General features: G+C 54.5%; 13 protein-coding genes. 10 read left to right on the top strand and 3 right to left on the bottom strand.

Annotated elements, in window-relative coordinates; genetic code table 11:
* Positions 1-57: 57 nt before the first annotated feature.
* Positions 58-1533, bottom strand: coding sequence for a signal recognition particle protein (gene ffh / locus ACP5D4_RS18110; protein WP_428013021.1), 1476 nt, complete (start codon positions 1531-1533; stop codon positions 58-60).
* A gap of 219 nt (positions 1534-1752) precedes the next feature.
* Here ffh and ACP5D4_RS18105 point away from each other — a divergent pair, with 219 nt between their 5' ends.
* Positions 1753-1977 (top strand): hypothetical protein, encoded by a 225-nt coding sequence (locus ACP5D4_RS18105; RefSeq protein WP_428013020.1) that lies wholly within the window; start codon positions 1753-1755, stop codon positions 1975-1977.
* 124 nt (positions 1978-2101) lie between these two features.
* Positions 2102-3073, top strand: a complete 972-nt coding sequence (locus ACP5D4_RS18100; RefSeq protein WP_428013019.1) for a TAXI family TRAP transporter solute-binding subunit — start codon at positions 2102-2104, stop codon at positions 3071-3073.
* Between the two features lie 262 nt (positions 3074-3335).
* Here ACP5D4_RS18100 and ACP5D4_RS18095 read toward each other — a convergent pair whose 3' ends face one another.
* Positions 3336-5060, bottom strand: a complete 1725-nt coding sequence (locus ACP5D4_RS18095) for a peptide ABC transporter substrate-binding protein (protein WP_428013018.1) — start codon at positions 5058-5060, stop codon at positions 3336-3338.
* Between the two features lie 220 nt (positions 5061-5280).
* Between ACP5D4_RS18095 and ACP5D4_RS18090 the strand changes: the two genes are divergently transcribed.
* From ACP5D4_RS18090 to rsmG, 4 genes are all read left to right on the top strand, one after another.
* Positions 5281-5664 (top strand): DUF6464 family protein, encoded by a 384-nt coding sequence (locus ACP5D4_RS18090; RefSeq protein WP_428013017.1) that lies wholly within the window; start codon positions 5281-5283, stop codon positions 5662-5664.
* Positions 5665-5913: 249 nt separating this feature from the next.
* Positions 5914-8475 carry a sugar phosphate nucleotidyltransferase gene (locus tag ACP5D4_RS18085; RefSeq protein WP_428013016.1) on the top strand — a complete coding sequence of 854 codons (2562 nt, stop codon included), beginning with the start codon at positions 5914-5916 and terminating at the stop codon, positions 8473-8475.
* A 236-nt stretch (positions 8476-8711) separates the two neighbouring features.
* Positions 8712-9212, top strand: a complete 501-nt coding sequence (locus ACP5D4_RS18080) for a single-stranded DNA-binding protein (protein ID WP_428013015.1) — start codon at positions 8712-8714, stop codon at positions 9210-9212.
* A gap of 3 nt (positions 9213-9215) precedes the next feature.
* Entirely contained in the window at positions 9216-9926 is a 711-nt protein-coding gene (gene rsmG, locus ACP5D4_RS18075; RefSeq protein WP_428013014.1) for a 16S rRNA (guanine(527)-N(7))-methyltransferase RsmG, read from the top strand.
* A gap of 127 nt (positions 9927-10053) precedes the next feature.
* Here the strand turns inward: rsmG and ACP5D4_RS18070 are convergent, their stop codons facing one another.
* The gene (locus ACP5D4_RS18070; RefSeq protein WP_428013013.1) at positions 10054-10305 is read right to left on the bottom strand and encodes a hypothetical protein; all 252 of its coding nucleotides are present in this window, start codon (positions 10303-10305) and stop codon (positions 10054-10056) included.
* A gap of 32 nt (positions 10306-10337) precedes the next feature.
* Between ACP5D4_RS18070 and ACP5D4_RS18065 the strand changes: the two genes are divergently transcribed.
* The 4 genes from ACP5D4_RS18065 (at position 10338) to ACP5D4_RS18050 (ending at position 14491) form a co-directional block, all read left to right on the top strand.
* Complete coding sequence (locus ACP5D4_RS18065) at positions 10338-10616, top strand: hypothetical protein (RefSeq protein WP_428013012.1); 279 nt, start codon at positions 10338-10340, stop codon at positions 10614-10616.
* 69 nt (positions 10617-10685) lie between these two features.
* The gene (gene pds, locus ACP5D4_RS18060) at positions 10686-12134 is read left to right on the top strand and encodes a 15-cis-phytoene desaturase (RefSeq protein ID WP_428013011.1); all 1449 of its coding nucleotides are present in this window, start codon (positions 10686-10688) and stop codon (positions 12132-12134) included.
* Entirely contained in the window at positions 12118-13047 is a 930-nt protein-coding gene (crtB, locus tag ACP5D4_RS18055) for a 15-cis-phytoene synthase CrtB (RefSeq protein ID WP_428013010.1), read from the top strand. The genes pds and crtB overlap by 17 nt, the downstream gene beginning before the upstream one ends.
* Positions 13048-13174: 127 nt before the next feature.
* The gene (locus ACP5D4_RS18050) at positions 13175-14491 is read left to right on the top strand and encodes a tetratricopeptide repeat protein (protein WP_428013009.1); all 1317 of its coding nucleotides are present in this window, start codon (positions 13175-13177) and stop codon (positions 14489-14491) included.
* Positions 14492-14671: the final 180 nt, after the last annotated feature.

Genomic DNA, 14671 nt, shown 5'->3' with positions numbered 1-14671 from the left:
TCACCTCATCACCTCATCACCTCATCACCTCATCACCTCATCACCTCATCATCTCCTTTACAAATCCCCAAAACCTTTTTTCTTCTTCTGTTTTTTCTTCTTCTTCTTCCCGCCGGGGCTGGGATAGCCGCGAAAACCGGGGCGAGGTTGGCCGCCACCGCCGCCGAACATTCCGCCGAAGGGGTTCATACCGCCCATTCCGCCCATTCCGCCCATTCCGCCCATTCCGGGGAAACCTTGTCCCATCTGCTGCATGAGCGATCGCATTTTTTGGAAGTCGCTGACAAGTTGGCGCACGTCCGTTTCTTGATATCCCGCACCTTGAGCGATGCGGCGGCGGCGACTGGGGGAACTAGCCAGCAAATCGGGATTGCTGCGTTCCTCCGCCGTCATCGAATTAATCATCGATTCGGCGCGTTTGAGTTGGGTTTCTCCTTTCTGCAAGTCGTCGTCAGACAACTTGCTTCCCATACCGGGAATCAGTTTCATGACCCCCGCCAAAGACCCCATATTTTTCATCAAGCGGGTTTGCTTGAGGAAGTCGGAAAAGTCGAACTTGGCCGAGAGGATTTTCTCCTGCATTTTCTCGGCGTCGGCCAAATCCACCTCTTCGGCGGCTTTTTCCACGAGGGTGAGAACGTCTCCCATCCCCAGGATGCGCGACGCCATGCGATCGGGGTAAAACGGCTGTAAGGCTTCCACCTTTTCACCCATCCCCACGAATTTAATCGGCGCACCGGAAATTCGTCGCACCGAGAGGGCTGCACCGCCTCGGGTGTCGCCGTCGAGTTTGGTGAGAATCGCGCCGCTAATACCGATTTCTTCGTGGAATGTCAGCGTCAGGGTGGCGGCTTCCTGACCCGTCATAGCGTCCACCACCAGCAGCGTATCGTGAGGCTGGATGGTTTCTTTGATTTTCGCCAGTTCCGCCATCATGTCGCGATCGATTTGCAGGCGTCCGGCGGTATCGACGATGACGGTATCGATATTTTCGGCTTTGGCTTTTTCGACCCCCAGACGGGCGATTTCCACCGGGTCGGTATCGGTTCCCATCTCGAACACGGGAACATCGATTTGTTGTCCGAGGGTTTTTAACTGGTCGATGGCGGCGGGGCGGTAAACGTCCGTAGCCACCAGAAGGCTCGATCGATTCTGTTTTCGCAGGTGCAGGGCGAGTTTCGCCGAGGCGGTGGTTTTACCTGTCCCCTGCAACCCCGCCATGAGGACGATGGTGGGGGCGGTGTCGGCGTGGGCGAGGGGAACGTTGCTTTCCCCCATCACCGACACCAGTTCGTCGTTGACAATTTTGATAAATTGCTGGTCGGGGCGCACGCCAGAGATGACTTCGGCGCCCATAGCTTTGGTTTCGACTTCGCGGATGAAGTCTTTGACGACTTGGAGGTTGACGTCGGCGTTGAGGAGGGCGCGACGAACCTCTTTGAGGGCGTCTTGAATGTTCGATTCCGAGATCTTGTCTTGACCTCGAAGTTTTTTCCAGGCTTCTTCTAAGCGATCGGCGAGTGCGTCAAACATGAATGCAGGGGTTGGCAGAACGTGACTGAACGGAGAGGCAAAAGCAAAGACGCAAAGGTTTCGGGGTCTTTTGACAACTCTCCATTAATTTAGGATACAACGATCGCCCGGTTCCTCTGTCAGCGATCGCCGTCCTCGATGGCACAGAGGAGGCGTTCCGCGTTACGATTCGATCGTTCCCGAAGCAAACCCTAACTCAAACACCGACACGGAAAACCTATGTTTTTCGACGAACTTCAACCCTTTGTTAAAGAATTCGCATCCGAACCGATCGCCTTTCTCGGCGGTTTCGTCTCGGGGGTCCTTCGCCTCGATTTGGCTGAGGAGCCTGTAAAAACCTGGCTGGGCGATACGGTGGTGTCGTCTGAGGCGTCTTCGTCCAACTCCAACGGAGACGACAATAACGGCAGCAGCAGCGGTCCGCAGTCGATTACGATCGAATAATTCTCTTGGGGGAACGCTCTAATCGTTCCCCTCTTTTTTGGGCGATTTTCGCGAAACATCTGGCCCTACACGAGAGAGGCGCCGAACATATAGAGAAGAACGGGGGGAGGATGCACAGGTGACGATGAAAGGGGTTGTGGCGGCGGCGATCGCAAGCGTTGCGGTGTTGGGATTAGGTGGTTGCGAGTCGCCGTCGTCTCGAGACGCGACACCGACGGAAACGATTTCGATCGCGGCGGGGGATAAGAAGGGAAATTACTATCAAGCGGCGATCGATCTGCGAGAAGTTTTGGGAGAGAAGGGATACGAGTTCGAGATTCGCGAAACCACGGGATCGATCGCCAACATCGAAGCGGTGGGAACGGGAGCGGCGGATTTGGGCTTTTCCCAGTTAGATACTCGCGTGTATTTGGAAAAGTTCGGCGACGACGCGCAACGGGAGTATTTGTCAAACGCGCAACTGTTTGCACCTGTGAGTAATGAGGTATTGCATCTCATTGTCCGTCGGGATGCGGGAATTGAGGAACCGGAGGATTTGGCGGGAAAACGAGTCGCGATCGGCCCGCCGGGTTCGGGAACCTTCGTGACGGCGTTTGTATTTTATACCCTCTACGATCTCGATCCGGAAACGGAGCCGAACTTGGAGCGATTGGATATCGAAACGGCGGTTGAGGAGCTGTTAGCGGGAGATTTAGAGGCGATGTTTTTTACTTCCGCTTTGGGTTCGCCGTTGCTGATGGAACTGGCGGCGGAGGCGGGGGAAGAGATTCGCTTGTTGGCGTTGTCGGAGCGATCGATTTTGCAGGGATTGGAAGGAATTTACCAACCGACGACGATTCCGGCGAATACCTATTCTTGGCAATCTGAAGCGGTTCCCACGTTTTCGACCTTTTCCTTTATTGCGGTCGATCGCACTTTAGAATACCAGCAAGTTTATCGGTTAGCCGAAGCCATTTATGGGAACGCGGCGGCGTTGCAGAAAAAAAATTCCTTTTGGCGTCTGTTAAGTGTGGAAGAAGCCCAACGAGACATTACAATTTCCGAGTTGGATTATCATGAAGGGGTGAAAGCATTTATCGCCGATCCTTCTGAATGAAATTTCAATCTTTATGGAATTTTAATCGTTATGATAAGTCGCAATCGTGACAGGAATTAAGCTGGGAAAAATCCGCAAAAAACTTGAACTTGAAACTTGAAAAGCTCGATACGGAAAAACTTAAAAAGCTCGATGGAGCAATTTCAAAATATTTGGATAACCGTTCACCACACCAGACACAGAGAACATCGAGAGACCGAGAACAACGAGAACAACGAGAACAACGAGAACAACGAGGAACAACGAGAACAACGAGAGGTTTTTAATTTTCCGAATTTCCAGTTTTTCGCCATTCGGCGATGTTCCAAGTATTGCGATCCCAAGGCGTGGGTTTTACCCCTTCCAATTGTAAGCCAACCCCCACAACGTCGGCTCTGCGAACGATAGGTATCACCGCAGAATCTCGAACTAACAAATCGTTCATTTGCACGAACAAAGATTGACGTTTTTCGGGGTCGAGTTCCGTTTGCGCCTGGTTCCAAAGCTTATCGTATTCGGGATTGCAATACCGGGCGAAATTCTGCCCCGACCAGTTATTTTCGGGGGTGGCGATTTCGTCGCAAGTGTAAGTTTTCATGTAAATCGCCGGGTCGGGATGCGAGTTTCCGGTGGTAAACATTTGCAAGTCGGCGACAAACCGTCCGAGGGTGTCGGGATTGGACGGATCGCCGGAAAAGAAAATGCTGGAATCAACACTTTTGAGTTCCACGCCAACGTCGATCGCACTCAATCCCTGCTTGATAATTTCTTGAGTTTTCTGACGCACTGGCGTCGTAGAAGTTTGAAAAACAACTTCCATTTCAACGCCGTTTTTATCGCGGATTCCGTTGTTGTTGCTGTCCGTCCATCCCGCTTCATCGAGGAGTTCGGCGGCTTTCTCGAGGTTGAATTCGTAACGGGTATTTGGGGAAACATATTGAGGCGGTGCGAGGAGGAAGTTGGCGATGGGTTGTCCGGCTTTTCCGTAGAGTTGAGTGGCGATCGCATCGCGATCGATCGCCAAGTCAAAGGCTTTTCTCACAGTTTCATCGGTAAAAAAGGGATGGGGAAACGCTAAGGTAGAACGATGGCCGTTATCGTCCGTTCGATCGGGATCGGTATAGTTGAATTCAATGCGTTCTCCCAACGGTCCGAAACTGGCGATCGATCGTCCAGTTCCCCCAGTTTCCAACCGTTCCAACACCTGGGGTTCCACCTGTAAATTATCGGCGAAATCCGCGTCTCCCGTTTGCAACACCGCTCTCGCCGCCGAAGTCGCATCGCCTCCCCCCTTCAACTCAATCCGTTGAAAACTCAGCCTCTCCGCCTCCCGATAGTAGGGGTTCGGTTCGTAGACCACCACATCGCCGGGTTTAAACTCCACCACTCGATAGGGGCCAGTCCCCACGGGCATTAAATTAGCCGGGGCTTCCCGAGCGTTCGCGCCGCTGTAGTCCTCAAATATGTGTTTTGGCAAAATGACGCCCGACGCGCCCACAAAGGGCAAAGACCAGGCGGGATTGGGACGTTTGAAGTTGACCCGCACTGTCGTCTCGTCCAGAGCTTCCACGCTTTCGATGGTTTGATACACCCCCAAATTCGTCGCCCCCACCTCGGGATTGCTGACGTAGTTGTAGGTAAACACCACATCCTCGGCGGTCAACGGCGTTCCATCCGACCATTTCACGTCAGGTTTGAGTTGCCAGGTCACCGACATTCCGTCCGCCGCCACGCCGCCGTTGTCCAACGTGGGAACTTCCGCCGCCAACAGGGGAACCATCTGTCCCTCGGCGTCGTAGGTGGCTAGCGGTTCGAGGGTGACGCGACTGGCTTCCCAATCCTTAAACCCCGTCGAGAGGTGAGGGTTGAGAATCGTCGGGGCTTGCCAGGACAGCATTCGCAACACCTGGGGATTGTTTTCGACAACGGGGGCGTTTCCCGTACATCCCGACAACAGCGATAGGCTGAGAAGGGAAGCGGCGAACAGACGGCGAACGGGAAACGACATAAGCAGTAGCGTAGACAACGGCGATCGATCCCCCCAAACGGGGAATATCTGGCAGAATACCCTAACGCTGGATCGATCGATCCCGCAAGCACTCTGCGAACAATTCTCGAGTCTCTTCCTCAGACGGCGTTGAAGCGATCGCGCCCCGAGACAGTTCGCCCGGACAGATGCGTTACCTTGAAAGGGGTGGAAAATTGTAAACCGAACTACAGGAGGGCTTATGGAGCCAGACTCTTTACCAACCGAGGTGATTCTGACCCAGTCGGCGAAGTCCTTGGGGAAAATCTATCTCGACTGGACGCCACAACCCGGTCATTACTTAGATTTCGACGGTCAAACCTACACCGTTCTCGAACGCCGACACCGCTATCATCTCAAATCCGGTCGCTATCGCCTCAACAATATCGCTCTCTACGTTCAAAAGGCCAACCGCCCCCAAGAAATGAGTTTAGTTAACGGACGTTGGGTTATCGGCGATGCGTCCTGTCAGTACAACGCGCGATCGGAGTTAGTTCGCTGCGCCGTCAACCCCGAAGGGCCCTGTCATCCCTGCAAGCATTTTACGCCGATCGCCGATCGGCAAACCGAAAATCGCCAATCGTGAGGAGAGTCTCTCTTCCTCTTATCCTCTCCACATTTCTATATCTCCCCATCTCCCCATCTCCCCGTACAATAAACCTGAAGGAGTTGGGGGAAGTGGCGCGATCGATTTCCAAGCTGAAATCCATCGAGATTCGGCGATCGCCCCAGACTCTTCAACTCGGTCGCGGCCAACCTGTAATACCTTTATAGAGATAGCAACACAGAAAAATACATCACTCTTAGTACGACAAACGACCACAAAGGAGCGCTTATGCGAGCAGTGTTGATGGCTGGAGGATCGGGGACGCGACTGAGACCCCTAACGTGCGATCTCCCCAAACCCATGGTTCCGGTGTTAAACCGTCCCATCGCCGAACATATCCTCAATCTCCTCAAGCGCCACGATATCACCGAAGTGATTGCGACGGTTCACTATCTCCCCGACGTGATGAGGGACTACTTCCAAGACGGGAAAGACTTCGGGGTTCAGATGACCTACGCCGTCGAAGAAGAACAACCCCTCGGTACCGCTGGATGTGTCAAAAACGTTGAAGATCTCCTCGACGATACCTTTCTCGTCATTAGCGGCGACGGAATTACCGATTTCGACCTGAGTGCGGCGATCGAATTCCACCGTCAAAAAGGCTCGAAAGCCACTCTCATCCTCAAACACATTCCCAACCCCATCGAGTTCGGCGTCATTATTACCGACGAAAACCAGCGCATCGTTCGGTTTTTGGAAAAACCCTCCGCCTCGGAAATCTTCTCCGATACCGTGAATACGGGAACTTACATCCTCGAACCGGAAGTTCTCAAATATCTCCCCGCCAACCAAGAATGCGACTTCTCGAAAGAGTTGTTCCCCCTGCTGTTGGAAAAAGGCGAACCCATGTACGGCTACATCGCCGAAGGATACTGGTGCGATGTCGGCCACCTCGAAGCCTATCGCGAGGCGCAATACGACGCCCTGCGAACCAAAGTCGAGATGGATTTCCCCTATGAAGAACGGGAACCGGGCATTTGGATCGGACAAAACACCTATATCGACGATACCGTGAAACTCGAAGCCCCCGTTCTCATCGGCGATAACTGCCGTATCGGGGCGCGAACCCAAATCGAAGCGGGAACGGTTATCGGCGATAACGTTACCATCGGGACCGATGCCGACCTCAAACGTCCCATTATCTGGAACGGGGCGATTATCGGCGACGAGGTTCACTTGCGGGCTTGTACCATCTGCCGAGGAACGCGGGTCGATCGCCGCGCTCACGTCCTTGAAGGGGCGGTGGTGGGGCCCCTTTCGACGGTGGGAGAAGAAGCCCAAATCAGCCCCAGCGTGAGAGTCTGGCCCAGCAAAAAAATCGAATCCGGGGCGATTTTGAACATTAACTTGATTTGGGGACAGACGGCGCGACGCAGCCTCTTCGGACAGCGAGGGGTTAGCGGTTTGGCGAATATCGACATTACGCCGGAATTTGCCGTGAAACTGGGGGCGGCTTACGGTTCGACCCTCAAACAAGGCGCTCAGGTGGTGGTGTCCCGCGACCAACGCAGTATTTCTCGCATGGTGTCGCGATCGCTGATTGCGGGCATCATGTCCGTGGGCGTTAACGTGCAGAACTTGGAAGCGACGGCGATTCCCATTTCGCGATCGTTCGCGCGGGCGTCTACCGCAGGAGAAACGCCGCGTTTGAACATCGACGGGGGCATTCACGTGCGGGTTCACCCGGAACGGGCTGATTCGATTCTCGTTGAATTTTTCGATGTTAACGGCATCAACATCACGAAAGCCAAAGAGAAGAAAATCGAAGGGGCTTATTTCAAAGAAGACCTGCGACGGGCGCAAATTGCCGAAATCGGTCAGATGAACTATCCGAGTCAGGTGTTGGAAATGTACAGCACCGGATTTGAGAAACTCATCGATGTGGAAGCGGTGCGTCACGGGGGCGCCAAGGTGGTTATCGATTACGCCTACGCCGTCTCCGGGGCGATTCTGCCGCGACTGCTGGCGAAGTTCGGTTGCGATGCGGTGGTTCTCAACGCCAGTTTGAACCAGTCGGCGCTGTCGGCGGAGGAACGGGAAGGCTTGCTGACGCAGTTGGGTCAGGTGGTGGAAGCCCTCAGAGCCAATTTCGGCGCTCAAGTGTCCGCCAACGGCGAACAGTTTATTCTCATCGACGAGTCGGGAATTCCCATTCGCGGCGAACAACTGACGGCGTTTATGGTCAATACTATTTTGACGGCGAACCCGCGCGGGACGGTGGTGGTTCCGGTTCACGCTTCTAGTGCGGTGGAACAAATCGCCCGACGCCACGACGGTCAGGTGATTCGCACCAAAGCTAACCCCACGGCGTTGATGGAAGCTTGTCACGCCAATCCCAACGTGGTGTTAGGGGGAAGTGGGGAAATGGGCTTTATTTTCCCGCAGTTGCACCCCGGTTTCGATGCTATGTTCTCGATCGCCAAGTTGATTGAGATGGAAACTCTGCAAGGGCGACCGCTGGGGCAAATTTGCGCCGAGTTGCCCCGGGTGTATCACCGCTGTCAGACGATTCGCTGTCCTTGGACGGCGAAAGGGGCGCTGATGCGGCATATGGTGGAAACTCACCCGAGCGATCGAATTCAATTGGTCGATGGTGTGAAGGTGTGCGAACCTCAGTCGGACAGTTGGGTGTTGGTGTTGCCGGATGCGGGAGAACCGGTAGTTCATATTTTCGCCAACGGTGAAGATCGCGATTGGGTTGACGAAACCTTGCGGGACTACCGCACCCGGATTCAACATTTCGTCGAACAGCACCAAGGGGGGCAAAACCTCTCGGAAAGCCTCGGTTAAGTAAGATCGCCCTCGGAACGAACCGGGTTCGTCTCGGCTCGTTCCGACTGCTACAATACCGATAGTTGTAAATAGTCGTACAAAAATTTGGGGACAGAAGATCGATCGCGAAGCTGCTGCGTCGATCGATTGCGCGTCGAGGAACGAAAGCGTTAAACTGAAAAGCTTCCCCAAAAACGACTTCGCGTCCGACCCGCGTGTGAGTTCACGACCAGAGTTATCGAAATTCGATTGAGATGAATAGCTGTATTTTAATGGCGGAAATCGTCCAAGATCCGCAACTGCGCTACACGAGCGACACCCAAACCCCAGTTGCCGAAACCATCGTTCAGTTCGACGCCGTGCGGGACGGCGATCCCCCGGCCACGTTGAAAGTGGTCGCGTGGCGCAAACTGGCTGAAGCCTTGAGTCAAAACTACCATCGCGGCGATCGCATCGTCATCGAAGGACGTTTGAGCATGATTCTCGTCGATCGACCCGAAGGCTTCAAGGAAAAACGAGCCGAACTGACCGCTCAACGCATCCACACCATCGCGGCGGGTGCCGCTCCTCGTCCCGCTGCGGCGGCGCAACCACAAGTACAACCCCAACCGACGGCCACTCCCGCATCCTCTACGCCGCCGATTCAACCGACGAGCCAACCGACGAGCCAACCGACGACGCCCCCGCCGAGCCAACCGACCCCCACCTCTACCCCGTCGTCAGACGATCTGTTGGAGGACGAAATCCCGTTTTAAACGATGGCGTCAGACCTCTCGAACACCGCCCCCGCCTTACCGGAGTTTCCGCAGCTTTGGCAAGAAACGTTAGGTTCGGCCACACCGCCCCCCGAAAGCCAACGTCGCTTTCAACAGCTTTACCAGGGGATTCTGGCGGGAAACCGCCAGCTGAACCTAACGCGCATTACCGAACCCGAAGCGTTTTGGGAAAAGCACCTTTGGGATTCCTTACGAGGCATCGCGCCTCTGTTGAAAGATGGGGAGTCGGCGCAAACCCCGTACCGCGTTGTCGATATCGGCACCGGGGCGGGGTTTCCCGGTTTACCCATCGCCTTGGTGCGTCCGGCGTGGCACGTGACCCTCGTCGATTCGACTCAGAAGAAAATTCGTTTTTTGAGGGAGTTAATTGAGGAACTGTCGATCGACAACGCAACGGCGATCGCCGGACGCGCCGAAAAACTGGGTACGATTCCCCCCTATCGCAGTTCCTACGATCTCGCCGTGGTGCGAGCCGTCGGATCGCCGTCCGCTTGCGCTCGGTACGTTTTCCCCTGGCTGAAACCCGGCGGACAGGCGGTGCTGTACCGAGGGCGCTGGACGGAGGAAGAACGAGACCACCTCCAAAACACCTTGAAGGAGTTCGGGGGAGAAATTGAAACGGTAGATGCTTTCGAGACGCCCGTTTCCCACGCTGTGCGTCACAGTGTTTATCTACGACGCTTCGATCGCTGAGGAGGTGATGATGAGGTGATGAGGGAAGACAATTGATAATTGAGACTGATAATTGAGACTTTCTCCTTCTCTCCCAATCCCATCATCCCATCATCCCATCATCCCCCCATCTCCCCTTCTCGATACGCTAATTCTCTAATTCCTCTAAAGCTTGATGAAGCAGGGCGCTCATCTGCTGGGCGGCGGCGCGAATGGTTTGGTAATCCCGCGATCGCTGTTCCGGGGTGCGTTCGGTATCCGTTTCGAGAACTTTCACTAATTCCAAAATCCGATCGATCGACTCGCGAAATTCTGGAGAGACTCGCGCTAAAAAGCGAGCGTTTAGAGTTTGGAGAGACGGTTGAGGTTCGGGATACCGTGACATTAGAGCTGTTCTCATCGGTCTTTCGATATGGCGTTGCGTTACCCTCTATGGTGCGGCGAAACCCCGGAAAAATAAGCGATCGCGCTGCTGCTGTCTCGGTGATACTTCCGAAGTTTCGCGGTGTGGGGTGTCAGTCGGTGGTGGCGATCGCACGGGTGGCCATGGAGCGATCGAACTCACAGGAAAAGGGGATGCGATCGCTTTCTCCAACCCGCCCGCCTACCCCCTCGTACCTGCCCGATTCCCTCAGTATTCAAGGGTTTGCCCGATTCAAGGGTTTGCCGGGTTTTCCCCTCTTCAGACGATTCCTGCCTCGAAATCGATGATTTGTAACAGATTGCAACATATAATGAGAAGTGGGAAAACCATTATCGAAGTGAGGGTAGTAAAGTTACATGCGAGTCGCGATCGCCGGAGCCGGTTTAGCGGGACTGTCTTGTGCAAAGTACCTAGCCGATTTAGGCCACACGCCGATCGTCCTAGAACGCCGCGACGTATTGGGTGGAAAAGTCGCCGCCTGGAAAGACGAAGACGGTGACTGGTACGAAACCGGGCTGCATATTTTCTTCGGAGCCTATCCGAATATGTTGCAGCTTTTTAAAGAACTGGGAATTGAAGATCGGTTGCAGTGGAAAGAACACACCATGATCTTCAACCAACCCGAAAAACCGGGAACCTATTCGCGTTTCGACTTTCCCGACATTCCCGCCCCCATCAACGGCATTATCGCGATTTTGCGAAATAACGATATGCTGACCTGGCCAGAAAAAATCCGGTTCGGACTGGGTTTAATTCCTGCCATTATTCAGGGACAAAACTACGTTGAAGAGATGGATAAATATTCCTTCTCGGAGTGGTTAAAGCTGCAAAACGTCCCCGAAAGAGTGGAAAAAGAAGTGTTTATCGCCATGTCGAAGGCGCTTAATTTTATCGATCCCGATGAAATTTCCGCCACGATTATTTTGACGGCGCTGAACCGATTTTTACAAGAGAAAAACGGCTCAAAAATGGCGTTTCTCGATGGCTCTCCCACCGAGCGCCTCTGTCAGCCCTTGGTGGATTACATCACCGAACGAGGCGGGGAAGTGCGCCTCAACGCCCCCCTCAAAGAAATTCAACTCAACGAAGACGGAACGGTGAAACAGTTCCTCTTGCGAGGACTGAACGGACAACCGGACGAAGCCTTCGAAGCGGACTTGTACGTTTCCGCCATGCCCGTCGATCCGTTGAAAGTGATGTTGCCGCAACCCTGGCGCCAACTGCCCCACTTCCAGAAGTTGGAAGGGTTAGAAGGGGTTCCGGTGATTAACCTGCACCTGTGGTTCGATCGAAAACTCACCGACATCGATCACCTGCTGTTCTCGCGATCGCCCTTGCTGAGCGTGTACGCCGATATGAGCAACACCTGCAAGGAATACGCCAACCCCGATCGCTCCATGTTGGAACTGGTGTTAGCCCCCGCCAAAGATTGGATTTCCAAATCTGACGAAGAAATTATCGCCGCCACGATGGAGGAACTCAAACAACTGTTCCCCCAACACTTCACCGGAGACAACCCGGCTAAACTGCTGAAATCCCACGTCGTCAAGACGCCGCGATCCGTGTACAAAGCGATCCCCGGTCGCCAACAATACCGTCCTTCCCAACGGACGCCCATCGCGAACTTCTATCTGTCCGGGGATTATACGATGCAAAAATACCTCGGCAGTATGGAAGGTGCTGTGCTTTCTGGTAAGCTGACAGCGCAGGCGATCGACGCCGACGTAAAATCCCGTAATTCTGACGGGGCAACTGCTGCGAAAAAAACGACTGTTGAGCCTGCTACGAATGCTGCAACTGCCTAAATCCCCGCCCAAGGTCAACATGCGCGTGTCACTTGAGGAGGCTTACGAACAATGCCGCCAGATTACCGCTAAGTATTCCAAAACCTTTTATTTGGGTACGCGGCTGATGTCCGAAGCTAAGCGGCGGGCGATCTGGGCGATCTATGTCTGGTGTCGCCGCACCGACGAACTCGTCGACGGCCCGGAAGCCCGTCACACGACGCCGGAAACCCTCGACGAGTGGGAAGCCCGCTTGGAATCCCTGTTCGCGGGCAATCCCATCGACAATCTGGACATGGCGCTCGTCGATACGCTGGAACGGTTTTCCCTGGAAATCGACCCCTTTCGCGACATGATCGAAGGTCAGCGAATGGATTTGTATCGCGATCGCTATCAGACCTTCGAGGAACTGAAACTGTACTGTTACCGCGTGGCGGGAACCGTCGGTTTGATGTCCGAGGCGGTGATGGGAGTCGATCCGGCGCTGCAAACGGCACCTTGGACTTTAGAAGAGGGCGTGCGCCCCACAGAAGAAGCCGTCGCCCTCGGCATCGCCAACCAACTGACCAACATTTTGCGAGACGTGGGGGAAGATACCCGACGGGGACGCATTTATTTGCCGTTGGACGAGTTGGCCTTGTTCGACTACACGGAAGAGGATCTGTTGAACGGCGTCATCGACGATCGCTGGCGGGCGTTGATGAAGTTCCAAATTCAACGGGCCCGCAAGTACTACGCCACCTCCGAACGGGGTATTGCGGCACTCAGCCCCGACGCCCGCTGGCCGGTGTGGTCGGCGACGATTCTGTACAGCAAGATTCTCGATGCGATCGAACGCAACGGCTACGATGTCTTCCGCCAACGGGCTTACGTCCCAGGATGGCGTAAAGCCATGTGTTTGCCCGTGGCTTGGCTTCGCGCCCAGGCGATGTAATCCTCCATCCGGGTTTCCAATCACTGTTCCAGATTTCCCCCGTAGGGGCGTTGCACGAACGCGCCTACGGGGTTTCAGCTATACTTTGGCTGAAGCCAAACCGAGAGATACCGGGAGCGAGACAGAGATGGTTCGAGGACGGTTGTTGTGGGTCAGTTTAGGGCTGGGGTGGATGACGGCCGGTTTGGGGGTGCCGTCGGTTCGGGCGACGCCGCCCCTGTCCCAACTGCCTCGACTCGCCCAGGTGTACGGAACCGAGGGGTATTATCTCCAAGAAGGACTGCGCCTGTTGGAAGAACGGCGCTTTGTGGAGGCGGAAGAGGCGTTCAAAGAAGCCTTGCGCTTCGATCCGTCCAATTACGAAGCTTATAACAATTTGGGACGGGCGTTGCAGGGGCAGGGAGACCCGGCTTCGGCGATCGTGGCCTATGAGTTGGCGTTGGATATTCGTCCTAATTATGCGGAGGCGTATAACAATTTGGGGGTGGCCTATCGATCGCTCGATCGACTCGGGGAGGCCCTCGAAGCCTACGAACGGGCAATTCGTATCGACGAGACTCTCGGGGCGGCTTATTACAACATCGGCTTGATTTTCTACGACGAAGCCAATTTTACTGAGGCGTTGGACTATTTTCAGCAAGCGGTCAGCGTTTCGCCGCTGTTCGATCGCGCTCATTACTATCGCGGCGAAACGCTGTTACAACTCGATCGCGCTTCAGAGGCGATTTTCGCCCTGCAAACGGCACTGGATATTAATTCAAACCTAACTGCTGCTTACGGGCTGTTAGGGGAGGCGTTAATGCGTGCTGGACGCACGCGCGAGGCACTGGTGGTATTGGAAGAAGCTATCGATCGCAGTAGCGATCGCGCCGCTGCGTTTTATTTTCGCGGCGTGGGATTGCTGAAAACAGGACGTTACCAAGGGGCTTTGTCGGATTTCGAGCGGGCGATCGCCCTCGATTCCGATTATGCTGAAGCCTATCGCGGTTTGGGGGATGCGTATTTGGCGTTAGGGGAACTGTCTGACGCGGCGCAAGCTTACCAGGAGGCGATCGATCGGTTTGTGGAAGCGCGATCGCTCTCCTCGCGAGAGATGGCGTTGGCGTACTATGGTTTGGGTAACGTTTACGCCGAAAACGGTAAGTTTCCCGAGGCGATGGCGGCGTTTCAAAACGCTTTGCGCGTCGATTCTACCTTTGGCTTAGCCCACGCGAGAATGGGAGATTTACTCGCCGAACGGGGGGAATACAACACGGCGAACATTTCTTACCAGGCGGCGTTGACGTTGAATCCCGATTCGGCGGAGATTTACAATCGTTTGGGCGAGTTGTTGTACGAACAGGGAATGTTCGAGCGCGCGATCGAGGCGTGGCGCACTGCGGTTGAAATCGATCCCAACTACGGCGCAGCCTTGGTGAATTTGGGGAATGCGTTGGGGAATTGATAATTGATAGTTGATAGTTGATATAGCAATCCTAAGTCAATTGTGGCAATTCATAGAAGTGAAACTCAAGATCGAACGAAGATCGGATTGTCTCTAGATCTGTCTCTAGATCCCCGGCATCTCCAAGATGCCGGGGATCTCGCACAGCCCTGGATCGATCGGGGATTTGGCCACGAATCA

This window comes from Baaleninema sp. (genome assembly GCF_049974805.1).
Classification (GTDB): Bacteria; Cyanobacteriota; Cyanobacteriia; order Cyanobacteriales; family Geitlerinemataceae; genus Baaleninema.
The sequence above is the reverse complement of the archived record's forward strand: the minus strand, read 5'-3'. Positions and strand labels throughout refer to the sequence as shown.

Bases quoted from the DNA above. Each gene is read 5' to 3' on its own strand.
- ACP5D4_RS18080 (WP_428013015.1), top strand. From the start codon at position 8,712: ATGAATAGCTGTATTTTAATGGCGGAAATCGTCCAAGATCCGCAACTG.
- rsmG (WP_428013014.1), top strand. From the start codon at position 9,216: ATGGCGTCAGACCTCTCGAACACCGCCCCCGCCTTACCGGAGTTTCCG.
- ACP5D4_RS18065 (WP_428013012.1), top strand. From the start codon at position 10,338: ATGGTGCGGCGAAACCCCGGAAAAATAAGCGATCGCGCTGCTGCTGTC.
- ACP5D4_RS18070 (WP_428013013.1), bottom strand. From the start codon at position 10,305: ATGAGAACAGCTCTAATGTCACGGTATCCCGAACCTCAACCGTCTCTC.
- ACP5D4_RS18090 (WP_428013017.1), top strand. From the start codon at position 5,281: ATGGAGCCAGACTCTTTACCAACCGAGGTGATTCTGACCCAGTCGGCG.
- ACP5D4_RS18095 (WP_428013018.1), bottom strand. From the start codon at position 5,060: ATGTCGTTTCCCGTTCGCCGTCTGTTCGCCGCTTCCCTTCTCAGCCTA.
- ACP5D4_RS18100 (WP_428013019.1), top strand. From the start codon at position 2,102: ATGAAAGGGGTTGTGGCGGCGGCGATCGCAAGCGTTGCGGTGTTGGGA.
- ACP5D4_RS18050 (WP_428013009.1), top strand. From the start codon at position 13,175: ATGGTTCGAGGACGGTTGTTGTGGGTCAGTTTAGGGCTGGGGTGGATG.
- ACP5D4_RS18085 (WP_428013016.1), top strand. From the start codon at position 5,914: ATGCGAGCAGTGTTGATGGCTGGAGGATCGGGGACGCGACTGAGACCC.
- ACP5D4_RS18105 (WP_428013020.1), top strand. From the start codon at position 1,753: ATGTTTTTCGACGAACTTCAACCCTTTGTTAAAGAATTCGCATCCGAA.
- crtB (WP_428013010.1), top strand. From the start codon at position 12,118: ATGCTGCAACTGCCTAAATCCCCGCCCAAGGTCAACATGCGCGTGTCA.
- ffh (WP_428013021.1), bottom strand. From the start codon at position 1,533: ATGTTTGACGCACTCGCCGATCGCTTAGAAGAAGCCTGGAAAAAACTT.
- pds (WP_428013011.1), top strand. From the start codon at position 10,686: ATGCGAGTCGCGATCGCCGGAGCCGGTTTAGCGGGACTGTCTTGTGCA.